The organism is Streptomyces sp. NPDC005931 (assembly GCF_042871235.1).
GTDB lineage: Bacteria > Actinomycetota > Actinomycetes > Streptomycetales > Streptomycetaceae > Streptomyces.
Genome location: NZ_JBIAIG010000010.1, coordinates 12,420 through 37,560, shown reverse-complemented (window position 1 = coordinate 37,560; position 25,141 = coordinate 12,420). Strand labels below are relative to the sequence as shown.

Sequence of the window (25,141 nt, the reverse complement as noted above, 5' to 3'; positions counted from 1 at the left end):
GCTCGCAGGGCGAGGAGTCCTGGAGCGGCAAGGAGGAGCACGGCAAGCCGCACGGTGGCATGCACACCGGTGGTGGCGCTCTGACTGCCGTGAACGAGGGGGACTGGGGAGGCAAGGAGAAGAGCGGCGGCTCGCAGGGTGAGGAGTCCTGGAGCGGCAAGGAGAAGAGCTGGAACCACGACAAGCCGCGCGGTGGCATGCACACCGGCGGTGGCGGCCTCGCCGACCCGGGTGTCACCGCGGGCGGCCTGGCCGTCGTGGGTGTCGTCGGCGCCGGGCTGTACGCCCTGCGGCGCAAGAAGGTCTCCGGAAGCGTGGCCTGAGCCATGCCCGGCGACATAGTGGCCGGGGCCGCCGTCCGCGCGTCGCGCGTCATGGCGGCCCCGCTTGTCCTTCCCCGTGCCGTGTCCGCTGCCGTGTCCGAATGATGAGGTGGTCCCCCCGATGGCAGCCAGCCCGCTTCCCCCCATCGAAACCGAACCGTCGCCGGCGAGACGGAGACTGCGCGCCGTCATGACGGCGATCTTCTGGGGTACGGCTGCCCTGGTGCTCGCGGTGAGCCTGCTCGGCGGACGGGAGGCGCCCCCCGACGACTCCCGGGTGCCGCACGCGCCCCCCGCCGTCTCGGCCACCGTCTCCGGTCCGGCCACGACCGCCCCCTCCGGAACCGCCGCGCCGGCCGTCCGGCCACTGCCGCGGTCCGCGCCGACCCGGCTGCTCATCCCGAAGATCAAGGTCGACGCGCCGTTCACTGGTCTCGCCATCGCCCGTTCCGGTCAGCTCGAGGCCCCACCGCCGCACAACACCAACCTGGTCGGCTGGCACGCTGCCGGGGTGTCACCCGGCGAAGCGGGGACGGCGATCATCGCCGGGCACGTGGACACGGCGACGTCCCCGGCCGTGTTCGCACGGCTCGACGAACTGAAGAAGGGCGACCGGTTCCAGGTGGCGCGGGCGGACGGGAGCACGGCGACTTTCGTGGTCGACCACGCCGAGTCGTTCGCCAAGAAGGCCTTCCCGAACGAGCGCGTGTACGCCGACACCCCCAGGCCGGAGGTCCGGCTCATCACCTGCGCGGGCGCCTACGATCGCGCGGCCCGGGACTACACGGAGAACCTGGTCGTCTTCGCCCACCTGGTCCGGCCCTGAACCCTCGCGCAGAACCGGTCCGGTGCCGCCTGTGGACGCCAGGGAGGGGACCGAGGGTCCCTCTCCCGGGCGGCGCCCCGTGTCAGCTCACGGAGCAGGCGGAACCGTTCAGGTTGAACGCGGTGGGGCGGGGGTTCGCGGCCGGCCGGATGGCCGTGAAGCCAGGGGGTGACGGATCCGACCGCGGGGATCGCCGCGGTGTACGAGGCCGAGGCGACGGTGACCTCCGCGCCGCTCTGGGACGCGGTACCGCCCCAGAGGATGCTGATGCGCCGACCGTCCGGGAAGGTCCGGCGCAGGGTCCAGCCGTTGATCGCCGAGTCGCCGGTGTTGCGGACCGTGATCTCGCACTGCAACCCGCGGGGCCACTCACCGGCCACCCGGTAACCGATCGCGCAGGACGCCTCGGATCCGGCGGGGACGGGGAGATCGTGACCGTGCCGGAGCGCTGCGAGCGGTTGCCCACGGCGTCCCGGGCGTAGACGGCAAAGGTGTAGGACGCGGCCGGGGCAGCCGTGGCCGGGGCGCCGTGGCCGGGCGCCCTCCGGGGTGCGGCCCCGGCCGCGGCGGACGTCCGTGGAGCTCCGCGGCTACCGCTGCCGCACCGCCTCGGCCCACTGGGGGCGGTTCCGAGTGCGGGGGTGGCCGTACGAGGCCGGGAGACGGGCCGCCGCCACGGCGAGGGCGGTCGCGGCGCTCGCGATGCCGAGGACCGCGCCGGCGGCGACGTCACCCGGGTAGTGCACGCCCGTGTGGACGCGGGAGTAGCCCACCGTGGCGGCCAGCGCCCCGAGCGGCACCGAGGCGGCGGGCAGGATGGTCCCCACGGCGGTGGCGAAGGCCACCGCCGACGCGGTGTGTCCGGACGGGAAGGACGCCGACGTCGGCATCGGGACGTGCCGGTCCACGGTGACCCGGGCCGCCTCCCGGTCCGGCCGGGCCCGGCGCACCAGCCGCTTGCCGAGCAGGTTGGCCGACGCGGAGGCCACGGCGATGGCGCCCACCCCGGCGAGCGCGGCCCGGCGCGGCCGTGACCCGGCCAGGGCGAGGGCGCCGGCGATGGTGAACGAGATCTTCGAGTGGTCGGCCGCGTGGGAGAGGCGGCGCAGTGCCCGGTCGAGGGTCGGAGTCGGGGTGGCGGCGACCGCCGCGTACAGGGCTCCGTCGACGGCCCTGAGATCGCTGAGTACGGCGGACATCACCCGGCGCAGCCCGTCGGCGGGCAGCACGGGCGCCGTGAGGGGACGGGTGACGTCCGATTCGGTGGGGGTCGGCTCGCTCATCTGTCTCTCCCGCAGTGGCAAGGGGGAATCACCAGGTGCCCACGGTACGCATGATCCACCGGCGCTGCCCCGCACCCCGGCCCCGAGTGTGCTCGGCCGTGGTTCCCCACCGGCGGCAACAGCGGGCCGATACCCCCCGCCCGTATGCGGACCCGACTTGACTACATACCCCAGGGGGGTACTGTGTGGGTCGTGGAGAAACGGCTCAGGACGAGTCGCAGGCCCTGTCCCGAGGAGAGACGGTCATGAACACCGGACTGAAGATCACCGCATTCGCCGCCGCGCTGGCCGCGACCTTCGGCACGGCCTACGGCGTCGGCCAGGGGCTCGACCCGGTCGTCGCGGACAGCGCGCCCGCCGGGAAGCACGCCGGGGACCACGCCGAGCAGAAGTCCCCGTCCGCGCCACCGACCGAGGAGGACGGCGCCCGCAGCGAGCACGAGACCGCCCCGGCCGGCGGGCTCCAGATCTCCGAGAGCGGCTACACCCTGGACCTGAAGACCCCCCGCGTCGCAGCCGGACAGCGCACCGATCTGCGCTTCACCGTCCGCGACGACAGCGGCCGGGCCGTCACCGAGTACCGGCCCGAGCACGACAAGGAACTGCACCTCATCGTGGCCTCGAGGGACCTCGTCACCTACCGCCATCTGCACCCCACCCGGGCCACCGACGGCACCTGGAGCACGCCCGTCGACCTGCCCCGGGCCGGTGGCTACCGGATATTCGCGGACTTCACCCCGGCCAAGAAGGGCGCCGCGAACCTCACCCTCGGAGCCGACCTGGCCGCCTCCGGCCCCTACCGGCCGCAGGACCTGCCGAAGCCCGCGAGCACCGCCCGCGTCGACGGCTACGAGGTGAGCCTGACCGGATCGCTGCGCCCCGGCAGGGCCGGTGAACTGCGCCTGACCGTCTCCCGCGACGGCGAGCCGGTCACCGACCTCGAGCCCTACCTCGGCGCCTACGGCCACCTCGTCGCGCTGCGCTCCGGAGATCTCGCCTACCTGCACGTGCATCCGAACGGCGAGCCCGGCGACGGCTCCACCGAGCCCGGCCCGGACGTCACGTTCACGGCGACGGCACCCAGCGGCGGCAGCTACCGGCTGTTCCTGGACTTCAAGCACGACGGAGTCGTCCGCACCGCGGCGTTCACCGTCCGGTCCACGGCGTCCGCGGAGACCCCGGCAGCGGAGTCCGGTGCGCCGGAGCACGCCGGCGACGGCCACGGCCACTGAGCCTCAGCCCAGGGCCCGGTCCAGGTTGAAGGCGGCGCTGATCAGCGCGAGATGAGTGAACGCCTGCGGGAAGTTGCCCTGTTGCTCGCCGGTATGACTGATCTCCTCGGCGTACAGGCCGAGATGGTTGGCGTAGGTGAGCATCTTCTCGAAGGCCAGGGACGCCTCGTCGAGCCGGCCGGCCCGGGTCAGCGCCTCGACGTACCAGAACGAGCAGATCGAGAACGTGCCCTCGTCACCGCGCACCCCGTCGGGACTCGCCTGGGGGTCGTAGCGGTAGACCAGCGAGTCGGACACCAGGTCCTCGGTGAGGGAGTCGAGCGTGGACAGCCACTTGGGGTCGGTCGGCGCGATGAACTTCGCCAGCGGCATCATCAGCACTGCCGCGTCCAGGACGTCGCCGTCCTCGTGCTGCACGAACGCCCCGCGCCCCTCGGACCAGCCGCGGCTCATGATCCGCCGGTAGACGGCGTCGCGGCTCGCCAGCCAGCGGGGCAGGTCGGCGGGCAGTCCGCGTCGGCTGGCCATGCGGACAGCCCGCTCGATCGCCACCCAGCACATCAGGCGCGAGTACAAGAAGTTCTTGCGGCCGCCGCGGGTCTCCCAGATTCCCTCGTCGGGCTGGTCCCAGTGCTCGCACACCCAGTCCACCAGCGCGCAGACGTGGTCCCACTGCTCGCTGGAGACGGGTTCGGCCCACTTGTCGTACAGGTAGATGGAGTCGATCAGCGCCCCGTAGATGTCGAGTTGCAGCTGATCCGCCGCGGCGTTGCCGACCCGCACCGGCGCCGAGCCCTGGTGGCCCTCCAGATGACCGAGTTCGCGCTCGGGCAGGTCGGTGCGGCCGTCGATGCCGTACATGATCTGCAAGGGACCGGAGGGGCTGCCGTCGCCGGGGCTGACGTGGCGGAAGACGAACCCCATGAACGCCCGGGCCTCCTCGGTGAAGCCGAGCCGCAGCAGCGCGTACACGCAGAACGCCGCGTCGCGCACCCACACGTACCGGTAGTCCCAGTTGCGCTCCCCGCCGAGCTCCTCGGGCAGGCTCGTGGTCGGCGCCGCGACGATGGCGCCGGTCGGCGCGTAGGTGAGCAGCTTCAGTGTGAGGGCGGAGCGATGCACCATCTCCCGCCAGCGGCCCCGGTAGCGGGAGGAGGACAGCCAGCGCCGCCAGTAGCGCACGGTCTGCCCGAACTGTTCCTCCGCCTCGGTGCGCGCGCAGCCGCGAGGGGAGACGTCGCCGCCGACCCGGTCCAGCGCGAACACCGCCGCCTCGCCCTCGGCCAGCTTGAACTCCGCCCGCACGTCGTCGCCGTCCGCCGCCAGCGGGACGGTCGAGGTGAGCGCGAGCGACAGCTCCCCGGACTCGAAGACGGCGACATCGCCGGCCAGGCGCACGGTGTGCGGCCGGGTGCCGTAGCCGAACCGGGGCGCCACCCGCGTGCGGAACGGGAGCGAGCCCCGCACGCACAGCACCCTGCGGATCAGCCGGTGCCGGTCCCGCTCGGCTGTGTTCCCGTCGACGGGCATGAAGTCCTGCACCTCGCCGACGCCGTCCTCGGTGAAGAACCGGGTGATCAGGACGTTGGTGTCGGGGAAGTAGAACTGCTTGGTACGGGCCGGTACCGCCGCCGCCAGTTCGAAGGCGCCACCGCGCTCGGCGTCGAGGATCCCCGCGAACACGCTCGGCGCGTCGAAGGACGGGCAGCAGTACCAGTCGATCGTGCCGTCGGTCCCCACCAGGGCGACGCTGCGCAGATCACCGATCAGCCCGTGGTCCGCGATCGGCACGTACCGCCGCGCCCCGGACCGCTCCCGCTCCTCGGCCGTCCCGTTCATCGCAGCCTCCCAGACCGGCGAGCACCGTCCCCGTCTGCCAGCTTAGGCAGCCCCGGCCGCGGCGGCCCGGGCACGTCAGACCACGATGACCGTCAGCCCCGCCTCCTGGAACCGGCGCACCGTCTCCGGTACCGCCGCCGAATCCGTGACCAGGGTGTCCACCGACTCCGCCGCGCAGATCCGGGCGAACGCCCGCCGGCCCAGCTTGCTGGAGTCGGCCGCCACCACCACCCGCTCGGCCCGCTCGCACAGCAGCCGGTTGACCGCCGCCTCCGCCTCGTCGTGCGCCGCCGCGCCGTGCGCCACGTCGAAGGCCACAACACCGAGCACCGCCACGTCGAGCGTGATCTGTGCCAGCACGCCGTCCGCGAGCGGCCCGACGAGCTCGTACGACTGCGCCCGCGCCACCCCGCCGGTCACCACGATCTTGAACTGCGGTCGCACGGCGAGCTCGTTGGCGATGTTCAGCGCGTTCGTCACCACCGTCAGCGCGGGCGATCCGGACGCGAGATCGCCGCGCACCGCCAGCGCCCGCGCCACCTCCGTGGTGGTGGTGCCGCCGGTCAGCCCCACCGCCTCGCCGGGCGTGACGAGCCCCGCCACCGCTTCGGCGATGCGCTGCTTCCCGGAGGCGCGGCGAGCGGTCTCGTACCGCAGCGGAAGCTCGTACGACACCCCGTGCACGACCGCGCCGCCCCGGGTGCGCACCAGCATCTGCTGTTCGGCGAGCCGGTCGAGGTCCCGGCGGATCGTCGCGGCCGACACCGCCAGCTCGGCCGCTGCCTCCTCGACGTCCAGCCGGCCACGCTCGACGAGCAGCTCCAGCAGCGCCTTCCAGCGGGCGTCCCGCGACATCCGCCCTCCCGTCGTGCGGCCGTGTCACCTCGATCCACGCCGACCCTAACGCACGCACCCTCCCCGTTCATGCTTGATCGTGCGCGAAAGGGGGATCTATCGTGCAAGAACAATCATCGAGGGAGCGGGTATGACGCATGTCGAGGACGAGCTGAACAGCCAGCCCGAGTGCTGGACCCGCGCGGCGGAACTCGCCGCGACCCGGGCGCCGGTGCTTCCGGCACCGGGGGAGCGGGTCGCCGTCGTCGGCTGCGGCACGTCGTACTACATGGCCCAGGCGGTCGCCGCGCTGCGCGAGAGCGCGGGCCGGGGCGAGACCGACGCCTTCGCCGCCTCGGAGTTCCCATGCGGGCGCGCCTACGACCGGGTCCTCGCCCTCACCCGCTCCGGCACCACCACCGAAGTCCTCGACCTGCTGGGCCGATTGACGGGACGCACCCGTACCACCGCCCTCACCGCCGACCCCGGCACCCCGGTCATGACGGCGGCCGACGACGTCGTGGTGCTGGACTTCGCCGACGAACGGTCCGTCGTGCAGACCCGGTTCGCGACCACGGCGTTCACCCTCCTGCGTGCCCACCTGGGCCTGCACACCGACGCCGTCACCGAGGATGCGCGCACCGCACTGCGGGAGCCGCTGCCCCACGAACTCGTCCACCGCACCCAGTTCACCTTCCTGGGCCGCGGCTGGACCGTGGGCCTCGCCCACGAGGCCGCGCTGAAGATGCGCGAGGCGTCACTGTCCTGGACGGAGTCCTACCCGGCGATGGAATACCGGCACGGTCCGATCGCGGTCACCGCCCCGTCCACCGCGACCTGGATGTTCGGCGAGGCACCGGCCGGTCTGGCCCAACAGGTCCGGGCCACCGGCGGGTGGTGGATCGAGGGCACTCTCGACCCGCTCGCCGAACTCGTCCGCGCCCAGCGCCTCGCGGTCGCCGTCGCCGCGGCCCGTGGCCTCGACCCCGACCGGCCGCGCCACCTCACCCGCTCGGTCGTCCTCGCCCCCTGACACAGCCGGAAAGGACGGGCCGTGCCCCTCACGACCACCGGCGAACTCGTCGGCCGCGCCGCCGCCGCCCGCTCGGCGGTAGCCTCCTTCAACATCATCACGCTGGAACACGTCGAGGCCGTCATCGCCGGTGCCGAGTCGGTGAACGCCCCCGTCGTCCTCCAGGTCAGCGAGAACGCCGTCAGGTTCCGCTACGGCCGGCTGCTCCCCCTCGCCCGCGCCGCCGTCACCGCCGCCCGACGCGCCGCCGTGCCCGTGGCGCTGCACCTCGACCACGTGCGCAGCGACACCCTGCTGCGCCAGGCGGCGGACGCCGGATTCAGCTCGGTGATGTACGACGCGGCCCGGCTGCCCTACGCGGAGAACCTCGCCGCGACCCGGGCCGCGGCCGACTGGGCGCACGCACGGGGGCTGTGGATCGAGGCGGAGCTGGGAGAGATCGGCGGCAAGGACGGACGGCCACCGCTGGACGCCCACGCCCCCGGCGCCCGCACCGACCCCGACCAGGCGCGGGCGTTCGTGGCCGACTCCGGTGTGGACGCCCTGGCCGTCGCCGTCGGCAGCAGCCACGCCATGACGACCCGCACCGCCACCCTCGACCACGATCTGCTCGAACGCCTCTCCGGCACGCTGACCGTCCCCCTGGTCCTGCACGGCTCCTCCGGCGTCCCGGACGGCGAACTCGCCGCGGCGGTGGCCGGTGGCATCGCGAAGGTCAACGTGGGCACCGCCCTGAACATCGCCATGACGGGCGCGATCAGGGAGTTCCTCGCCACCCGTCCCGAGGCGGTCGACTCCCGCGGCTACCTGACCGTCGGGAGGGAGGCGATGGCGCGGGTGGTGGCGGAGATCATCCAGGTACTGGGCCCCCGGCCGGAGTTGCCCTGAAACGGCGGGCCCCTCGTCCTCGCCGAGGGCGCCCGGTCACCGCTTGACCGCCCTGAGCACCACGAACTTCGGGTCCGCGGCCACCACCTCACTGTTGCCGAACAGCCGCCGCAGCTTCGCGTGGTACCCCAGGTGCCGGTTGCCGATCACCCACAGCTCACCGCCCGGCCGCAGGGTCCGCCGAGCGCCGGTGAACATCCGCCATGCCGTGGAGTCCGTCGTCGCCTGGTGGGAGTGGAACGGCGGATTGTTGAGCACCACGTCCACGCTGTCGGACGGCACCCCCGTCAGCCCGTCCCCGACCCGGAACTCCGCGTGTCCCGGCACCCCGTTGGCCCGGTAGGTGTCCTGGGCCGACGCCACCGCCTGGAAGGACTCGTCCACGAACAGCACCTCGGCCCGCGCATCGGCCAGTGCCACCGCCGTACCCACGACGCCGTTGCCGCACCCCAGATCCACCACCCGTCCACCGACCGGGGCGGTGGGCAGGTGCCTGAGGAAGAACCGGGTGCCGATGTCGAGTCGGTCGGCGCAGAAGACGCCCGCGTGGTTGACGACCGTCCGCCCGGAGACGGGGCCCACGTCGCCGGGCAGGGCGTAGCGGTACGGCCAGGGATTGGCGGGGCGCTCCAGCGACGGGTCCGGTGTGCAGAAGATCAGCCGGGCCTTCTTCTCGGCGAGCGAGGTCCGGGTCGGCCCCAGGATCCGTTCGAACAGGTTCAGGGTCGAGGTGTGGATCTCCTTGACCATGCCGGTGCCCACGACGACGGTCCCCTCGTGCATCGCGGGCGCCAGCCGCAGCAACTGGTCCTCCAGCAGCGCCAGGCTCTTGGGCACCCGCACCAGCAGGACGTCGATCCGCCCCGGCGGGGGATCCTGCGTGGTGAGCAGTCGGACCGCGCCCGGCTCGACGCCGTTGCGCGCCAGGTTGGCCCTGGTCGCCTCCTGACCGAGCCAGGAGTCGGTGATCTGCGTCGGCCCGTGCGCCGCGAGCGCCGTCACAAGGGCGCCCCAGCGGTCCCCGACGACCACGACCGTGCCGGACAGCGCGACCCGCTGCCGGGCGAGGTGCCGCAGGAGGTACTCGTCGGATGCGTCCCAGGCACGCAGCCTCTCGCGCGGGTCCTCGGGAAAGCGGGCCAGAACAGGCGCGCCCCACTCAGTCGTCATACGGTCGTTCATCGTGCGTCCAGGCTAGCCGAGCAGCAGCTCAGACCGTGTCGGCCAGGACGGCGCGGGGGGACGCCGCGCTGTTTCCCGGCCGGCCCGGGAGGCGGGGCGACCGGCGTGCCCGGGGAGCGGGGGTGGCCCACTGCGCCGCTCGACGCCCGTACGGGGGCGGTCCGGTGCGATCTTCCGGTGCCGGTGGGCGGTCCCGGCCCTCCCTCCTGGCGGAACGCCCCTTGTGCACGCCGGCACGCCACCGCGGGAGTTGGGGCCGACAGGGTGACCGGACATCACGCCCGGGGGCGGCCACCGGTGGACCGCCGGGACGGCCGATCATGACAGACTCGCCCTCATGAGCGGGAAGGCGGACCCCCGGCCGGCGGGGGAAGGGACCACCTCGAGGACGCGGCTGGACCGGGGGCGGGGAGCGCTCGGCCCCGCGCTGGAGCTCGTGCACACCGGACGCGCTCCCACGCGCGCCGTGCTCACCGCCGAACTCGGCGTCACCCGGGCCACGGCCGGCGCGGTCGCCGCCGAACTGGAGGCCCTCGGGCTGATCCGGGTGGACGCCCGGCCGGGTGCGGCGGGCGGTTCGCAGGGGCGCCCCTCGCACCGGCTCTCGGTCGCCGAGGACGGGCCCGTGGCACTCGCCGCGCAGGTGCACGCCGACGGCTTCCGGGCGGCCCTGGTCGGGCTGGGCGGCCGTATCGTCGCCACCGCGCCCGGCTGCGAGGTCGTGGACGCCGATCCCGCGAAGGTGCTCGGCTCCGTCGTCGCGGCCGGGGCCGAACTGCTGCGGGAGACCGGGCGGCGGTGCGTGGGCGCGGGGCTGGCCGTGCCGTCCGCGGTCGCCGAGCCGGAGGGCCTGGCGCTGAACCCGCTGCACCTGGCCTGGCCCGTCGGCGCACCGGTACGGGAGATCTTCGCCGAGCAGGTGCGCGCGGCCGGCATCGAGGGGCCCGCCTTCGCGGCCAACGACGTCAACCTCGCCGCCCTCGCCGAGCACCGGCACGGCGCCGGGCGCGGCGCGCGCGACCTGCTGTGCGTGGCCACCGGCCACCGGGGTGTCGGCGGCGCGCTGGTGCTCGACGGCCGTCTGCACTCGGGCAGTTCGGGTCTGGCCCTGGAGGTCGGTCACCTCACCGTCAACCCCGAGGGCCGCCCCTGCCACTGCGGCGGCCGGGGCTGCCTGGACGTGGAGGCGGACCCGCTGGCCCTGCTCACGGCGTCCGGACGCGCGCCCGGCCCCGAGATGTCCCTGCTGAAGCAGGCCGAGCACCTGGTGCGAGAGCACTACGACGACCCGGCCGTGCGCACCGCCACCGAGGCCCTGATCGACCGCCTCGGCCTCGGGCTCGCCGGACTGGTGAACATCCTCAACCCCGACCGGATCATCCTCGGCGGCCTGCACCGCACCCTCCTCGAGGCCGACCCGGACCGCCTGCGCGCCGTCGTCGCCGACCGCAGTCTGTGGGGCCGCAGTGGCGGGGTCCCCATCCTCGCCTGCACTCTGGACCACAACAGCCTGGTCGGCGCCGCGGAACTGGCCTGGCAGCCGGTCCTGGACGACCCCCTCGGGGCACTGGTCTGACCGATCCCGCTCTCCTCGTCCCCCCGACCGCAGAAAGCCGAGGTCATGACCGACGAGCTCACCGTGAGCGTCCTGGGCACCGGCATCATGGGCGCGGCGATGGCCCGCAGCCTCGCCCGCGCCGGCCACACCGTCCGCGCCTGGAACCGGACCCGCGCCAAGGCGGACCCGCTCGCCGCCGACGGTGTGCACGTCGCCGGCTCGCCGGCCGAGGCGGTCGAGTCCGCCGACGCGGTCCTGACCATGCTGTACGACGGCCCCGCCACCCTGGAGACCATGCGCCGGGCGGCCCCCGCACTGCGACCCGGCACCGCCTGGGTCCAGTCGACGACCGCCGGGATCGAGGGCGTCGCCGAGCTGGCCGTCTTCGCCCGCGAGCACGGCCTGCTCTTCTACGACGCCCCGGTCCTCGGCACCCGTCAGCCCGCGGAGGCGGGACAGCTCACCGTCCTCGCGGCCGGCCCGGCCGAGGGCAGGGACAGGGTGGTGCCCGTGTTCGACGCCGTCGGTGCCCGCACGGTGTGGGCCGGGGACGACGGCGCGCAGGCCGGTGCCACCCGGCTGAAGCTGGTGGCCAACAGCTGGGTGCTCGCCGCCACCGCCGCCACCGGTGAGGCCCTCGCCCTGGCCAGGGCGCTGGACGTCGAACCCTCCGGCTTCTTCGACCTCATCGCGGGCGGCCCCCTCGACATGGGCTACCTGCACGCCAAGGCAGCCCTGATCCTGGACGGCCGGCTGTCCCCGGCCCAGTTCGCCGTGACCACCGCCGCGAAGGACGCCCGCCTGATCGTGCGGGCGGGGGAGCAGCACGGCGTACGTCTCGACGTGGCCGCCGCGACCGCGGCCCGGCTCGAACGCGCCGCCGGGCAGGGGCACGGTGAGGAGGACATGGCCGCTGCCTACTACGCCAGTTTCGAGGAGCACCCCGACGCCTGAACACCCGCACAGAGCCCCCCGGGGGGAAGGGCGTCCCCCGAAGACGATCCGAGGAGTCCGCAGTGTCCAAGCCCCCGCTGCCCCACGAGGCCGACGCCCTGCTGCGCCGCCCCAACCCGTGCGTCATGGCCACCGTCCGCTCCGACGGCGCACCCGTCTCCACGCCCACCTGGTACCTGTGGGAGGACGGCCGCGTGCTGATCAGCCTGGACGAGGGCCGGGTACGGCTGAAGCACCTGCGCCGTGACCCCCGCGTCACCCTGACCGTGCTGGCCGACGGCGACTGGTACACCCACGTCACGCTCGTCGGCCGGGTCGTCGAGATGCACGACGACGAGGGCCTGGCCGACATCGACCGCCTCTCCCGCCACTACGGGGGCAGACCCTACCCGCGGCGGGACCGGGCCCGGGTCAGCGCCTGGATCGAGGTCGACCGCTGGCACGGCTGGGGCGCGATGAAGGACAACGACCAGTCGTAGGCCTGGCGATTCGTCAGGATCTGCGCGGGCCGGGGGGCGCCGCCCCGGCCCGCAGGGAACGCCGAGGGGAGGGCCAGGCCCCGCACGGCCCGCGGCGCAGCGCGGACCGCACTCACCACTGGCGCCCCCGGGGCAGCCGGTCCCGTCCCGGCGCCGACAGGCGCAGCACCCGGAAGGCGTCGCCGTCCGCCCCCGGCGCCGGGTGTGCCCAGAGCGAGAAGTGCACCAGCTCCCAACGGTCGGTGTCCACGCCGACGGCGGCCAGCACCGCCCCGTCCGCGGCGGCCAGCCGCCCGCACTCGCGGACCGCCTCCTCGGCCACCGCGCCCAGCCGCGCACCCTGTGGCACCGGCTGCCGCCGGCGTACGGCCACCGCCGCGGGGGCGTCGGCGGCGCTCCCGTCCTCGTGGGCGAGACCCGTCCACCGGCGTGCCCGCGGTCGGCCGAAGTCGTCGCTGAGACCCTGGAAACCGCCGCCCCACAGGAAGGAGTTCATGCCCTCCACGGTGTTCCACAGGTAGAACGGCGCGTACTGGTTGACCGGCGCCCCGTCCACTCCGCGCTCACGCACCAGGTACGCCTTGATGCCGAGGCCCTCCCACGCGTCGAGCAGGTGCCCCTTCCGGGCGACACGGTCCCGGACGATGCCCATGTCGTAGTCGGCGGGCAGCGTGAGCTCGTACTGCATGACGTGCAACGTCGGCCTCCCGGGGCGGAGTCGAGAAGGACGGAGAGAAGGAGCGAGGGCGACGGTGACTACCGCTCGGGCGGTGCGAGCAGGGCGAGCAGACCCCGCACCGCCGACTCGAAGAGTGCGGGGGAGTCCGAGGCGCGGGCCAGGACGTAGCCACCCTGGACGGTCGCCACGACGGTTGTCGCGATCTCCTCACCGTCCAGGCCGGGCGCGAACCGCCCCTGCCGCACGCCCTCCTCGACGATCCCGGCGATCCGCCCGCGCAGCCAGTCCAGCGTCTCGTCCACCGGGGCGCGCAGTTCCTCGCTGGCGACGACGTCCGGGTCCATGGTGAGCCGCCCGACCGGGCAGCCGCGCAGCACGTCGCGCTCGCGCAGCAGATAGGCCTCGATGCGCTCGTACGGCGTGCCCGGGCCGTCCAGGACCGCCCCGGCGGAGATCCGCATCTGCTGTGCGGTCCGCCGGATCGCGGCCAGGGCCAGGTCGGGCTTCCCCTTGAAGTGGTGGTACATGCTGCCCTGTCCGGCACCGGCGCGCTCCAGGATCGCCCTGGGGCTGGTGCCCACGTAGCCGCGCTCCCACAGCAGCTCGCGGGTGGACTCGATCAACCGCTCCGAGGTGCTCATGCGGCTACTGTACATACTAGTAGTTACACGCGTCGAGGTATCGGCGACCCCGTTCGGGTGCGGGGGCCGTCCGCCTCCGCGCACTACCCGGGGGGTACACGTACTGCCGTCGGCCGTACGACGACCGGGAAGCCCACCGCGGGACGACCTTCGGTCCGACGCACGAGGAAGAGCGCACACGCATCCGAGGCGTGAACGACACGCCGACCCTGGCCCACTTCCGCGACGGCGGGCCCGGCCCGCCGTGGAGGACGGCTCGCCCCTCCCGGTCCTCGGCCACCGCTTCGCCTTTGGCGAGAGCGACGAGGACGAGCACCGGTGGTGGCTGCCCGTCCTGGAGGATCAGTTCGGCCGCACCGGCAGGAGCGGTGCGGCCCGACCGCCTCCGCCGCGCGTAGGGCGGCGAACGGCGGGAGTTCGGCGGCGCCCCGCAGGCGAAGGAGCCGTTCGATCGGGTCACCGCCCGGTCAGCCGGCAACGGCGGACCGGGCGGGAGCGGTTTCGGGCCGGTGGCCCTCGGCGGTGTGCTCGACGAGTGCGACCTCGGCGAACCGGTGGGCCGGGTGTTCCGCCGTGGTGAGCCGCGGAGGCCGGTCCGGGACGGCGGGGGCCCTCGAGGGGGGCGCCGGCAGGGTGAACCACACGACCTTGCCGGACTCGCCGTCCGGCAGGACGCCCCAGCTCTCGCTCATCGCGGCGACCATCGCCAGGCCGCGCCCGCAGGTCGCGAGCGGTGCGATGTCGCCGACGTCCTCCACGACCGGCAGCCGCGGGTCGTGGTCGCGCACCGAGACCTTGAGCCGGTCGAGCAGCAGCTCTATCTCCACGGTGCACGTCTTGTCGGGTCTCGCATGCCGGTGGACGTTGGACAACAGCTCCGTCACACCGAGCGAGGCCCGGTCGATCAGTGAATCCATGTGCCAGTAGCGCAACTGCGCAGATACGATTCTGCGGACCTGGCCGATCCGCGACGGCAGGGCTTGGAGCTCCACTGTGCAGTGCCTGCTCGGGTGACTGATCACGGCTGCGACTCCCCGACGTGAGGTCCCGAAGGACGTCCGGAGGAACACGGAGTACGGATCCAGCAGGGCGCCTGCGTGACGCTGCCGCCTGCTGTCATGGCCGGCGGGCTGGTTCGCAGCGTTATCGCCGGTAAACCCAGAGTGACGTGAGAACAGCGTGGCGCAGGGGGTGGGGCGGCGCAACTCGCGGACATCTCAGCCGCCGCGCCCCGACGCGCGACGGACGGCCTCGATGAAACGCCGGGCCGCCGGCGGCCCCGGCTCGCCCGGCGCCGGGTCGTGCTCACCGAGGGTCAGCAGGTACCGCTTGCCGTTGAGGTCCGCCAGGGCCCGGTCCTCCGGGGCGAACCAGGGCCGGGAGGCACGCACCGCCTGGACCGGCGCGCTGTCGATCTCACTGCCGTAGCTGGTGAGCAACTCGAGCCTGCCGTCGCTGATCCGGACCTGACCGGCCCGGGTGAGCGACCGCAGACGCTTGCCGATCCGCACGCCCGTGGCCGTGAACTCCGGCTCGGCCATGTCACCCGCCCCCTTGTGCGCGTCGGTGCGCCGGACCGTGCTCGCGGGCCGGCTCGTGTCCAGATCCAGTGTGCCCCGTACGGGGACCCTGCTCCCGCCGGTGCAGTCTGCCCGCACCCGCCCCCGAGCACCAGTACGCGCGCTTCCGTTCCCAGGGGCGCCCGGAGCACTCGCGCCAATGCGCCCCCACGCCTGCGCCCCCCTTCCTCGCCGGCTCGCCCCCAGGGGTGCCTTTGAGCCGCCCAAAGAAGCGTTTATGCAGGTGGGAAGCGGTGCGGATGGTGCTTATGATCGGTGTGTCGGCCGCGCGAGACGCCGTCGGCGCTCAGCGTAAGGAGCCCCGTCGTGAGTACCCCCCACCAGACCCTGACCGGCACCACCCTCGACGTCGACCACAGCGACCCCCGCTACCGCGCCTGGCTCAAAGAGGCCGTCCGCCGGGTCCAGGCCGACGCCAACCGCTCCGCCGACACCCATCTGCTGCGTTTTCCGCTGCCCGAGCGCTGGGGCATCGACCTTTACCTCAAGGATGAGTCGACCCATCCCACCGGCAGCCTCAAGCACCGGCTCGCCCGCTCCCTGTTCCTGTACGCGCTCTGCAATGGCTGGATCCGCCCGGGCCGCCCGGTGATCGAGGCGTCCAGCGGATCGACGGCCGTGTCGGAGGCGTACTTCGCGAAGCTGATCGGCGTGCCCTTCATCGCCGTCATGCCGCGCACGACCAGTGCCGAGAAGTGCCGCCTGATCGAGTTCCACGGCGGGCGGTGCCACTTCGTGGACGACCCCCGCACGATGTACGAGGCCTCCGCGGCCCTCGCGGCGGAGACGAGGGGCCACTACATGGACCAGTTCACCTACGCCGAACGGGCCACGGACTGGCGCGGCAACAACAACATCGCCGAGTCGATCTTCCGCCAGCTGAGGCTGGAGCGGTTCCCGGAGCCCTCCTGGATCGTCGCCACGGCCGGCACCGGCGGGACCTCCGCGACCCTCGCGCGTTACGTGCACTACATGCAGCACGACACCCGCATCTGTGTCGCCGACCCGGAGAACTCGTGCTTCTTCGAGGGATGGACCACCGGCGATCCGGACGTCACCTGCGACTGCGGATCCCGCATCGAGGGCATCGGACGGCCCCGCATGGAGCCCAGCTTCGTGCCCGGCGCCGTCGACCGCATGATGAAGGTGCCCGACGCGGCCAGCGTCGCCGCCGTACGGGCCCTGGAGCGCGCCATCGGGCGCAAGGCGGGCGGTTCGACCGGCACCGGGCTGTGGAGCGCGCTGAAGATCGTCGCGGAGATGGTGGCCGACGGGAACCGGGGCAGCGTCGTCACGCTGCTGTGCGACCCCGGGGACCGCTACCTCGACAAGTACTACTCGGACGCCTGGCTGACCGAGCAGGGCCTGGACATCGCGCCGTACACAGAGGCGATCGAGACGCTGCTGCGCACCGGCGTCTGGCCCGAATGACCGCTACCCCGCGAGCCGCCGGTCCAGTGCGGTCACCGCGTCGCGCAACGTCCGGCCGAGCACCGGCCGGGCGCAGCGCAGCGCGAGCCGGAACGGTGCCGTGCCGTCGGCGGCGAAGGTCCACCGCACCCGCGTCCCCGTGCCGGCCGGTGTCAGCCGCCACTCCTCCGCCAGGGCACGAGCGCCGGGCGCGTTGGTGACGTCGACGCGATAGGCGTACACCTCCGGCGCCTCGGCCGCGAGGACCGTCTCCAGGAAGCGGGTGCCGCCACGCAGCCGGATCTCCCGCCCCGTGCCGCCGTCGACGGGCCGGGCCAGCGTCACCGGACCGAACCACTCCGTCCAGCCGGGCACGTCCTCGGCCAGCGCACGGAACACCGGCTCCGGCGCGGCGGAGGCCACCCGCTCGAAGGCCAGGCGGACGGGCGCGGTCTCGACGAACCCGCGTCCCACGGGGCGAAGACGGTGGGCCATGGGCAACCTCCTCGACGACAACGGACGACGGGCCGCCCGGCGGGCGGCCCGTCAGACGTCAGCGGGATCCTCGGCGACCGTGTGTTCCCCGGCCTGTTCCGGTTCGCCCGCCACCACCAGGCGCCGCAGATGCTCGGAGATCTCCGCCCGCGCCTCGGTGGGCAGCCCCGAGTCCGTCACCAGGGTGTCCACCTGGTCCAGTCGGGCGAAAGAACTCAGCCCCACCGTGCCCCACTTGGTGTGGTCGGCGACCACGACCACCCGTCGCGCCGACTGCACGAGGCGCCGGTTGGTCTCGGCCTCCGCGAGGTTCGGCGTCGACAATCCCGCCTCCACCGATATGCCGTGCACCCCGAGGAACAGCAGGTCGAAGTGGAGCGCCGCGATCGCCTGGTCGGCCACCGGCCCCACCAGCGAGTCGGACGGGGTGCGCACACCACCGGTCAGCACGACCGTGGCCGCCCCCTGCCGCGGGCCCGAGGTGCGCTGCGCCGCGTGGAAGACGTCGGCCACCCGCACCGAGTTGGTGACCACCGTGAGGTCGGGAACGTCGAGCAACCGGTGGGCCAGGGCGTACGTCGTCGTACCGCCCGAGAGCGCGATTGCCGCGCCGGGGGCGACCAGCTCGGCCGCCGCCCGCGCGATGTCCTCCTTGGCGCTCAGCTCCAGACCGGACTTGGCTTCAAAACCGGGTTCGTGGGTGCTCGCCTCGACCACCGGAACAGCGCCGCCGTGCACCTTCTCCAACACGCCCTGCCGGGCCAGCGCGTCGAGGTCGCGGCGGACGGTCATGTCCGACACGCCGAGTTTGCGGGTCAGCTCGTTGACCCGCACTCCGCCCCGGCGCCGGACCTCGTCGAGGATCAGGGTGCGCCGCTGCTCCGCGAGCAGGTTCTGATTCTCGCTCACGTACGCTCCGGTCCTTTCGCCTCAAAGCCGCCCCGACCCGCTTCGCGCACTCACCCCGACAAGCGTGTTCTCCCCGTCCGCGGTGCGTCGCGCCCCATCCTCGCATGCCCGGGCGGGCACGGCGCCACCGGTGGACTCGTCGCGCACATGCCATCGTTGTCCCGTAAGGTGCCGCGAGCCAGACGGATCGGGGACATTTTCGCGACGAGAGGTGTGGGCCGCCCCGGGAGGGGACATCCTGCCCGCACGGACCGGGCCGGCGGCATGTCACGGGGGAAGTGCGAAACGATGAAACGTGCGCAGGGACGCAGACGGACCGGCGCGGCGGACGCCCGCGCGACGCGGCCCGGCGAAGCCGGGACCGCCCTCGAACTGCTGGTCCACGGGGTGGGCGGCACCAGCCCCGAGGCCATGCTCAACGACCCGCGCACGGTCCGCGTCACCGGCGACGACACCGCCGCCGTCTTCCGCCGCGCCGACGACGAGAACGCCGAGCACCGCCCGCCCGGCGCCGCCGGGGGCACCGGCCGCCGTGAGGGGCCGATCCCCGAGGCCTACGTCTGGTGCAACCTCACCTCCGGGAACGGCACCCGCGCCCTGTGGCTCTTACTGCTGCCCTTCATGGTGGTCAACCTCGCGCACTGGATGCGCCCCACGGCCCGAGGCCGGCGCCGCACCGTCCGCCTGTACGGACTGCTGGTGCGGCTCGCCGGACTCAGCCTGACGGTGCTGCTCGTCGCCGCCGCCTGCGAGGTCGCCCTCGACCTGACGGCCTGGCAGTGCGCGGGCACCCCGGCGTGCGCCGAACGCCACTCCTGGCTCGGCTTCCTGTCGCCCACCGCCTCCGGCGGCGGCTGGTGGAGCCTCCCCGGCCGGCGCCTCGCCCTCGCCGCGCTGGTGCCCACCGCACTGACCGGCCTGCTGTGGTACCTCTCCCTGCGCACCTGGAGCGCCTACGAGTCCCAGCAGCCGATCTCCCGCGACCCCGAGCCGCAGGACGGCACCGGCCACGCCGCGCTCGGCCGCCCCGGCTTCTGGTACGGCCGGCGCCTGGTCGCCCGGCTGCGCGCCGCGCACACCGCCGCCGGACTGCTGACGGTCGCCGCCGCCGTCGGCAGCGCCGCGGCCCGGCACGACCGCGAGCCCGGCGGCCCGGCCGCCCTGAACCTCCTCGGCGTGCTCCTCGAGGCGGCCCTCGCCGCCGGCGCGGCCGCCGTGGTCTGGGTGGTCTGCCGCCGGGGCCGCAGCGAACGCCGCCCGGACCACCGCCTCGACGACCGCCTGGTGCGCGGGCTCCCGCTCGCCGCGCTCCTCCTGCTCGCCCTCACCCTCCTGTACGCCGGATGGGAACGCCCCGGGTGGCAGTCCGCGGGCCGGCTGCCGGGCGACACGACCTTCGGGGCCCTGGCCCTGGTCCAAGGAATGATCGTCGTCGTCCTCGCCGGGGTGGCCCGCACCCTGCACCGCACCCGCCCCGACCCGCGGGCCGCCATGCGTGGCCTGGCCGGACCGGCGGTCGCCATGCTGGCGTGCGCCCTCGGCGGCGTCATGTCCGGCGGCGTCTCCCAGCGGGTCTCCGACTGGCTGGACGGCACCGGGAGCTCGATCCCCGGCCCGCCGGTGCTGCTCACCTGGCAGGCGTCCGTGATTCCGCCGCTGCTTCTGCTTCTGCTGGTGCTCTGCGGCTGGCTCGGCCGGCGTGCCTGGCAGCTCGCCCGCGCCGAACGCTCCGCCGTGGAGAGCGAGTACCCGGGCGAGACCGGCGACCCCGGACGCACCCGCCGCATCGCCTCCGCCCGTGCCATGGCCGCCCTCACCGACCGCGGCCCCCGCATCGTCGCCCTCACCTCCGCCGCCACCCTGCTGCTCGGCGGGGGCGCGCTGCTCGGCGCCCTCGCCACCGACCGGACGCCCGGCGAGGCGGCGCGCGGTTCCCACGCCGTCGTCCACGGCGCCGCCGAGACCGCGCAGGCGCTGGGCTCCTGGCTGATCGGGCTCGGCTTCATACTCTTCGTCACCTGGGGCCGGCGCGCCTACAAGGACGCCTCCGCGCGACGCACCATCGGCATCCTGTGGGACGTCGGCACCTTCTGGCCGCGCGCCGCCCACCCCTTCGCACCGCCCTGCTACGCCGAGCGCGCGGTGCCCGACCTCACCTGGCGGATCGCCACCTGGACGCGTGCCACCGGCGGTCGGCTGGTGCTCTCCGGACACTCCCAGGGCAGCGTGCTCGCCGCCGCGGCGGCCTGGCAGCTCCCGCCGTCCACCCGCAGGCGCGTCGCCCTGCTCACCTACGGCTCCCCACTGGAACGGCTCTACGGCCGCTGGTTCCCGGCCCACTTCGGACCGGCCTCGCTCGCCGGGCTGCACCAGGAGGTCGACTGCTGGCGCAACCTGTACCGGCTCACCGACCCCATCGGCGGGCCGATGCGGCTGCCCGGCGACTGCGGCCCCGCGGTGGACCGCCCCGCCCTCAAGGACCCCCTCGCCTACGGGCGCACCGAGGCACACCCGCTGCCCGCCCCGATCCTCGGCCACTCCGGCTACCAGGCGGACCCGGCCTTCGCCGAGGAACGGCGCCGGCTGCTGGCCCGCCTGCGCCCGGAGGTGCCGGCCCCGCGGCACACGGGGGAACCGGACGACGGCGGCCCCGGCCGCGCCGGAGTACCCTCCGCGTGACCGTGACCGTGACCGTGACCGTGACCGTGACCGGGCAAGACGGCCCGTGGCTCAGGGCAACTCGGGCAGGTCCTCGGGGTAGAGCAGGGTCAGGTCGTCCTTGTCCGGCTCCTCCAGCTGGGCGACACGGCTCGCGTGCCGCTCGACCATCGCCTCGAAGGTCTGCCGTGCGGTGCGCCCGTTGCCGAACGCGGGCCCCTTGGGCATCTCGTCGAAGTACTTCAGCAGCGCCTCGCAGGCACCCGGGGCGAGCCGGTACTCGTGCTCCTCGGCCTGCTGCTCCACGATCCTCAGCAGCTCCTCGGGACCGTAGTCGCCGAACGTGATCGTCCGTGAGAAACGGGAGGCCACGCCGGGGTTGACCGAAAGGAACCGTTCCATCTCCGCGGTGTAGCCCGCCACGATCACCACCACGGCGTCACGGTGGTCCTCCATGAGCTTCACCAGCGTGTCGATGGCCTCCTTGCCGAAGTCGCGCCCCGCGTCCTCGGGGGAGAGGGCGTACGCCTCGTCGATGAACAGCACACCGCCGCGCGCCTTCTCGAACGCCTCCTGGGTGCGGATCGCCGTCGAGCCGATGTGCTCGCCGACCAGGTCGACCCGGGAGACCTCGACCAGGTGTCCCTTCTCCAGCACGCCGAGCGAGGCGAGGATCTCGCCGTAGAGCCGGGCGACCGTGGTCTTGCCGGTGCCGGGGGAGCCGGTGAACACCAGGTGCCGCTTGACGGACGCCGCCTTCAGGCCGGCCTGCTGACGCCGCCGGCCCACCTCGATCATGTCGGTGAGCGCCCGCACCTCGCGCTTGACGCTCTCCAGGCCGACGAGGGCGTCCAGTTCGCCGAGAACCGCCTTGGACGCCCGGACCTCCTGCTGCGGCTGTGCGGCCGGGGCGGCCGGTGCCTGCTCCGCGCGCTGCCCGGGGACCGCGCCCAGCAGACCGGGGGAGTGGCCCACCCTCTGCACGGCCGTCTCCGGCGCCGCGGGCGTGGCGGGCGGCCTCAGGCTGCCGCTCTCGTCGCTGGAACAGTCCTCGACCACGGGACCCGACGCCGACCCCGCGTCGCCGCCCTCGGCGAACTCGTAACCACCCCGCGCGCAGCGCTCGGTACGGCACTTCCTGAGCGTCGTCCGGCTGCCGTCGATCACGTGGAAGCCGTAGCCGCCGCTGCCGGTGACCCGGCAGTCGAGGAAGGTGCCGCGGCCACCGGCCGAGACGTAGACCCCGGCCTCCGCGGGAGAGCCGATCGTGCACCGCTCCACCGTCGGGTCGGCGCCCTTGGTGACGATCACGCCGGTCTGGGTGCCTTCCACGGTGCAGTTGTTGAGGGTGCCGCCGCTGCCGTGGTCGCGGAACCAGGCGCCCGTGGCCGCCTCCCGGATGCGGCAGTCGTCCAGCTGCGCGGTGGCGCCGTCGCTCACCGACACGGCGGTGTTGCGCACCTGCGTCAGATCGCTGTCGACGACGTCCGCGCGCGATCCCCGGTCGAGCACGAACAGGGCGTCCGGCACGTCGTGCACCCGGCAGGAGTCCAGTACGGCGGTGGCGCCGTCGCTCACCCACACCGCCGGATAGTCACCGGTGCTGTCGAAGACCTCGCACTGGTTGGCGTCCACGCGGGTGCCCGGGTCCCACACCGACAGCCCGTTGCGGCCGAACTGCCGGACGGTCGTGCGGGTCATCGTGAGCACGGAGCGCGAGCGCAGATCGACCGCGTTCTCCGGGATGTCGTGGATACGGCAGTCGGCCAGCGTCAGCACCGCGTCGGTGTCCAGAGTGACCCCGTCGGCGGTGGTGCGGTGCACTTCGCAGTCGGTGAGGTGCGCGGTGGCCCGGGCGGTCACCTGGACCCCGCTGCCCCGTACCTCGAAGACTTCGCAACCCACCGCCTCCAGGCCGGAGTTCTCGCCGGTGGCCGTCAGGCCCGACCCCGAGGCGTGGTGCACGCGGCAGCGCTCCAGACGCGGGTGGGCACCACCGCGCACGGCGACGCCCGCCTGGCCCGCGGCGACGACCTCGCACTCCTCGAACACCCCGCCGCCGCCGTCGAGTACGGCGATGCCGATGCCCGCGGGATTGTCGACCGTGCAGCGGCGCACCGTCGGCCGGGCGCTGCCGCGCACTTCGATGCCGGCCGCGGACCGGGTGACCACCCGGACGTCCCGCAGCTCCGGGGTGCCGTCCTCGACCAGCACGGCAGGCGCGGCCGCGTCCTGACCCTCCACGTACAGGTCGTGGACCACCGCCGAGGCGCGCACGGTCAGCGGCACCCCGTCCACGGGCGCGATGCGCACCGCGCCGGGCGAGCCCTCCGGCCCGCGCAGGGTCACGGCCCGTTGCACGACGAGGTTCTCGCGGTAGGTTCCGGGGGCGACGGTGAGGACGTCGCCGTCGGCCGCGGCCTCCAGGGCGGCGGCGAGCGATGCGTACTCACCCGTGCGGCGCCGCCACCGCGATGTGCCGGTGTGCGTCACCTGGACCGTGCCCTGTGCCATGGCGTAGCTGTGCCCCCACCTCGTCGTACGCGGGTTGTTGCCCGATTGGTTCGGCCGGACCACCGTAGCGTGCGCGCGGGCGGTGGGTTGACCAGAGCCGCAAGGCCGTCAGCCGCCGGCGCCGGTCCTGCCCCATTCCGGGCCCGCCCGGTCCCACGCCCGCTCCCAACGGGCGTACCGGCGTGAGACGATGCGCCGGACGACCACCCGTCGTCCGGCCTCCACCAGGCCGGCGGCCACCAGGGCCGCCCCGAATCCGGCGAGCACGGCGTGGGTGGTCGCCGTCGCGGTGTCGAGCGGCTGGGCCACCGGCCGCCCGTGCCCGTCGGTCCGTGTCCGGAAGCGGTCGCCCGGGCGGGCCGTCCGGGCGGGCCAGGACCGGTCCGCCGTGCTCGGTGCCGTCCGGTGCGGTCCAGCGGGCGAGGACCCGGCCGTACGGATCCGCTCCGGAGGCGCCCTCCGGGTCGGCCTCGAGCGGGGGCGGCGGCAGCTCGCGCACCACCGCGGCCTGCACCGGACGGCGGGACCGGTACTGCTCACGGACGGAGCGCTGGAGGGCGTCCTGGACGGTGCCCCCGACGAGGCGGCCGATCACCGGAGCCGCGACGAGGACGCACGGCAGCGCCGCGAGCGCCGGCCAGGCCTCGGCCAGGTCGGTTCCGCGGCACAGCGGGTTGCGCCGCCGGCGCCACAGTCCGCCGATCGTCCGCACCGCCCCCACCCCCTCCCCGCTCCACGGCTGTCCCCGGCCGGGCGGGCCGCCCCGGACCCGCCGCAGGGTGAGTTCCTCACCGCGCGTGGGCCTGCCATGCGTGTCCCACGGAATGGCCAACGCGCAGGGCGGCGAGGCGGTTCCCGGCTTCGGCGGGCTTCCGGCGGTTCGGCGCGCGGGTTCAGGCCGGCCGGAGCCGCCCCGGATTCCGGTGGGTGGCGCGCCGCCGCGCCTCCGGCTCCCGGCGGTCCGCCGTCCGGCGCGTCAGGTGCGGACCGTGACCGGGTCGCCCACGCGGACGGTGCCGGTGGACAGGGGCACCAGGTTCTGGCCGAAGACGAGCCGGTCCTCGACCCGCCGGTGCGCGGCCAGCGTGTGCAGGGGCTCCTTGCCGCGCCGGGCGGTGCCCTGGTCGGTGGTGGTCACCACGCACCGGCCGCACGGCTTGGCGACGCGGAAGGCGACCTCGCCGACGGTGACGCGGGTCCACCCGTCCTCCTCCCAGGGGACGGTGCCCTCGACGACCAGGTTCGGCCGGAAACGGCTCATCGGCAGCGGCCCCTCTGCCGCATGACCGCCCTGCGCGATCAGGGAGTTGAGGTGGTCCAGGGACGCGGTCGTGGTGAGCAGCAGCGGGTATCCGTCGGCGAAGGTGACGCTCTCGCCGGGCAGGGCGTACTCCGGATCGACCGCACGGCGGGTGGCCGGGTCGTCCATGTGCACGAGGCGGGCGCCGATGCCGAGGTAGGTGCTGCACCAGGCGTGCGCGGCAGCGTCCTCGGCCGGGACCACCTCGACCTTGTCGTCGAAGAGCTGCGCCGTGAGCGTGGTGCCGGCCGGCCGGGGAACGGGCACCGTCAGCGGGTCCATGCCGGGTGCGGACAGCCGGACGCCGCCGCCGGGCAGGAGCTCGGCGGCGGCGAGCGCGAGGCGCGGCTGCCGGCGCTGGGTGACGACCTTTCCCCCGTCGTCGATCAGCATCCAGCGCCGGTCTCCGGCCGGCCCCCAGGGCTCCACGACGACCTCCCGGAGCGGAAGGCTCCGGAAGGCCTTGACCGGATGAACGTGAATCGAGTGCAGGCGCGCTTTCCCCATGCGGCCATCGTGCCAGT

The 25,141-nt window shown here is 74.0% G+C and carries 23 protein-coding genes and 1 pseudogene; 10 read left to right on the top strand and 14 right to left on the bottom strand.

The genetic code is table 11. From position 1 onward, the window contains the following. Both ACFYOV_RS22505 and ACFYOV_RS22500 read left to right on the top strand, forming a co-directional pair. The coding region (locus tag ACFYOV_RS22505; protein WP_389090077.1) for a hypothetical protein at nucleotides 1-323 on the top strand (323 nt) is incomplete at its 5' end. Nucleotides 324-513: 190 nt separating this feature from the next. After that, nucleotides 514-1,149, top strand: coding sequence for a class F sortase (locus ACFYOV_RS22500; RefSeq protein ID WP_389090076.1), 636 nt, complete (start codon nucleotides 514-516; stop codon nucleotides 1,147-1,149). On the opposite strand, the gene ACFYOV_RS22495 is transcribed toward ACFYOV_RS22500, so the two are convergent. Both ACFYOV_RS22495 and ACFYOV_RS22490 read right to left on the bottom strand, forming a co-directional pair. Then, nucleotides 1,104-1,529 (bottom strand): cellulose binding domain-containing protein, encoded by a 426-nt coding sequence (locus ACFYOV_RS22495; RefSeq protein ID WP_389090074.1) that lies wholly within the window; start codon nucleotides 1,527-1,529, stop codon nucleotides 1,104-1,106. The two genes, ACFYOV_RS22500 and ACFYOV_RS22495, sit on opposite strands and share 46 nt — an antisense overlap. A 210-nt stretch (nucleotides 1,530-1,739) precedes the next feature. Further along, a complete protein-coding gene (locus ACFYOV_RS22490) occupies nucleotides 1,740-2,432 on the bottom strand; it encodes a phosphatase PAP2 family protein (protein ID WP_389090073.1) in 693 nt (230 codons plus the stop codon). A gap of 245 nt (nucleotides 2,433-2,677) precedes the next feature. On the opposite strand from ACFYOV_RS22490, the gene ACFYOV_RS22485 reads away from it, so the two are divergent. Next, complete coding sequence (locus ACFYOV_RS22485) at nucleotides 2,678-3,664, top strand: hypothetical protein (protein WP_389090071.1); 987 nt, start codon at nucleotides 2,678-2,680, stop codon at nucleotides 3,662-3,664. Nucleotides 3,665-3,667: 3 nt separating this feature from the next. Here the strand turns inward: ACFYOV_RS22485 and ACFYOV_RS22480 are convergent, their stop codons facing one another. Together ACFYOV_RS22480 and ACFYOV_RS22475 are read right to left on the bottom strand one after the other, a co-directional pair. Then, on the bottom strand, nucleotides 3,668-5,503 hold the full coding sequence (locus ACFYOV_RS22480) for a glycoside hydrolase family 15 protein (RefSeq protein WP_389090070.1): 1,836 nt from the start codon (nucleotides 5,501-5,503) through the stop codon (nucleotides 3,668-3,670). Between the two features lie 75 nt (nucleotides 5,504-5,578). Further along, nucleotides 5,579-6,358: a DeoR/GlpR family DNA-binding transcription regulator gene (locus ACFYOV_RS22475; protein WP_389090069.1), complete on the bottom strand. Its 780-nt coding sequence runs from the start codon at nucleotides 6,356-6,358 to the stop codon at nucleotides 5,579-5,581. 130 nt (nucleotides 6,359-6,488) lie between these two features. Here ACFYOV_RS22475 and ACFYOV_RS22470 point away from each other — a divergent pair, with 130 nt between their 5' ends. Then, nucleotides 6,489-7,370, top strand: coding sequence for an SIS domain-containing protein (locus ACFYOV_RS22470; protein WP_389090068.1), 882 nt, complete (start codon nucleotides 6,489-6,491; stop codon nucleotides 7,368-7,370). A gap of 21 nt (nucleotides 7,371-7,391) precedes the next feature. After that, entirely contained in the window at nucleotides 7,392-8,258 is an 867-nt protein-coding gene (locus ACFYOV_RS22465) for a ketose-bisphosphate aldolase (RefSeq protein WP_389090066.1), read from the top strand. A gap of 36 nt (nucleotides 8,259-8,294) precedes the next feature. On the opposite strand, the gene ACFYOV_RS22460 is transcribed toward ACFYOV_RS22465, so the two are convergent. After that, a complete protein-coding gene (locus tag ACFYOV_RS22460; RefSeq protein ID WP_389090065.1) occupies nucleotides 8,295-9,428 on the bottom strand; it encodes a methyltransferase in 1,134 nt (377 codons plus the stop codon). Nucleotides 9,429-9,777: 349 nt separating this feature from the next. Here ACFYOV_RS22460 and ACFYOV_RS22455 point away from each other — a divergent pair, with 349 nt between their 5' ends. The 3 genes from ACFYOV_RS22455 to ACFYOV_RS22445 all read left to right on the top strand — a co-directional run bounded on the left by ACFYOV_RS22455 (nucleotide 9,778) and on the right by ACFYOV_RS22445 (nucleotide 12,431). Next, the gene (locus tag ACFYOV_RS22455) at nucleotides 9,778-11,016 is read left to right on the top strand and encodes an ROK family protein (protein ID WP_389090064.1); all 1,239 of its coding nucleotides are present in this window, start codon (nucleotides 9,778-9,780) and stop codon (nucleotides 11,014-11,016) included. Between the two features lie 45 nt (nucleotides 11,017-11,061). Further along, the gene (locus ACFYOV_RS22450; protein WP_389090063.1) at nucleotides 11,062-11,952 is read left to right on the top strand and encodes an NAD(P)-dependent oxidoreductase; all 891 of its coding nucleotides are present in this window, start codon (nucleotides 11,062-11,064) and stop codon (nucleotides 11,950-11,952) included. 62 nt (nucleotides 11,953-12,014) lie between these two features. Then, the gene (locus tag ACFYOV_RS22445) at nucleotides 12,015-12,431 is read left to right on the top strand and encodes a PPOX class F420-dependent oxidoreductase (RefSeq protein ID WP_389090061.1); all 417 of its coding nucleotides are present in this window, start codon (nucleotides 12,015-12,017) and stop codon (nucleotides 12,429-12,431) included. A gap of 112 nt (nucleotides 12,432-12,543) precedes the next feature. On the opposite strand, the gene ACFYOV_RS22440 is transcribed toward ACFYOV_RS22445, so the two are convergent. The 4 genes from ACFYOV_RS22440 to ACFYOV_RS22425 all read right to left on the bottom strand — a co-directional run bounded on the left by ACFYOV_RS22440 (nucleotide 12,544) and on the right by ACFYOV_RS22425 (nucleotide 15,292). Then, a complete protein-coding gene (locus ACFYOV_RS22440) occupies nucleotides 12,544-13,128 on the bottom strand; it encodes a DUF4865 family protein (protein WP_389090060.1) in 585 nt (194 codons plus the stop codon). A gap of 59 nt (nucleotides 13,129-13,187) precedes the next feature. Next, nucleotides 13,188-13,766, bottom strand: a complete 579-nt coding sequence (locus ACFYOV_RS22435; RefSeq protein WP_389090058.1) for a TetR/AcrR family transcriptional regulator — start codon at nucleotides 13,764-13,766, stop codon at nucleotides 13,188-13,190. A gap of 452 nt (nucleotides 13,767-14,218) precedes the next feature. Further along, nucleotides 14,219-14,773, bottom strand: a complete 555-nt coding sequence (locus ACFYOV_RS22430) for an ATP-binding protein (protein WP_389090057.1) — start codon at nucleotides 14,771-14,773, stop codon at nucleotides 14,219-14,221. Between the two features lie 195 nt (nucleotides 14,774-14,968). Beyond that, nucleotides 14,969-15,292, bottom strand: coding sequence for a hypothetical protein (locus ACFYOV_RS22425; RefSeq protein ID WP_389090055.1), 324 nt, complete (start codon nucleotides 15,290-15,292; stop codon nucleotides 14,969-14,971). Nucleotides 15,293-15,637: 345 nt separating this feature from the next. On the opposite strand from ACFYOV_RS22425, the gene ACFYOV_RS22420 reads away from it, so the two are divergent. Beyond that, a complete protein-coding gene (locus ACFYOV_RS22420) occupies nucleotides 15,638-16,762 on the top strand; it encodes a PLP-dependent cysteine synthase family protein (protein WP_389090054.1) in 1,125 nt (374 codons plus the stop codon). A 3-nt stretch (nucleotides 16,763-16,765) separates the two neighbouring features. Here ACFYOV_RS22420 and ACFYOV_RS22415 read toward each other — a convergent pair whose 3' ends face one another. Continuing rightward, the gene (locus tag ACFYOV_RS22415; RefSeq protein ID WP_389090052.1) at nucleotides 16,766-17,236 is read right to left on the bottom strand and encodes an SRPBCC family protein; all 471 of its coding nucleotides are present in this window, start codon (nucleotides 17,234-17,236) and stop codon (nucleotides 16,766-16,768) included. Between the two features lie 51 nt (nucleotides 17,237-17,287). Further along, nucleotides 17,288-18,145, bottom strand: a complete 858-nt coding sequence (locus ACFYOV_RS22410) for a DeoR/GlpR family DNA-binding transcription regulator (RefSeq protein WP_389090051.1) — start codon at nucleotides 18,143-18,145, stop codon at nucleotides 17,288-17,290. Nucleotides 18,146-18,433: 288 nt separating this feature from the next. Here ACFYOV_RS22410 and ACFYOV_RS22405 point away from each other — a divergent pair, with 288 nt between their 5' ends. Then, nucleotides 18,434-20,824: a hypothetical protein gene (locus ACFYOV_RS22405; RefSeq protein WP_389090050.1), complete on the top strand. Its 2,391-nt coding sequence runs from the start codon at nucleotides 18,434-18,436 to the stop codon at nucleotides 20,822-20,824. Nucleotides 20,825-20,875: 51 nt separating this feature from the next. Here ACFYOV_RS22405 and ACFYOV_RS22400 read toward each other — a convergent pair whose 3' ends face one another. The 3 genes and pseudogenes from ACFYOV_RS22400 to ACFYOV_RS22390 all read right to left on the bottom strand — a co-directional run bounded on the left by ACFYOV_RS22400 (nucleotide 20,876) and on the right by ACFYOV_RS22390 (nucleotide 25,124). Next, a complete protein-coding gene (locus tag ACFYOV_RS22400; protein WP_389090048.1) occupies nucleotides 20,876-23,317 on the bottom strand; it encodes a right-handed parallel beta-helix repeat-containing protein in 2,442 nt (813 codons plus the stop codon). A gap of 108 nt (nucleotides 23,318-23,425) precedes the next feature. Continuing rightward, nucleotides 23,426-24,029, bottom strand: a pseudogene (locus tag ACFYOV_RS22395) (hypothetical protein). Nucleotides 24,030-24,293: 264 nt separating this feature from the next. Then, on the bottom strand, nucleotides 24,294-25,124 hold the full coding sequence (locus ACFYOV_RS22390) for an MOSC domain-containing protein (RefSeq protein ID WP_389090047.1): 831 nt from the start codon (nucleotides 25,122-25,124) through the stop codon (nucleotides 24,294-24,296). Between the last annotated feature and the right edge of the window lie 17 nt (nucleotides 25,125-25,141).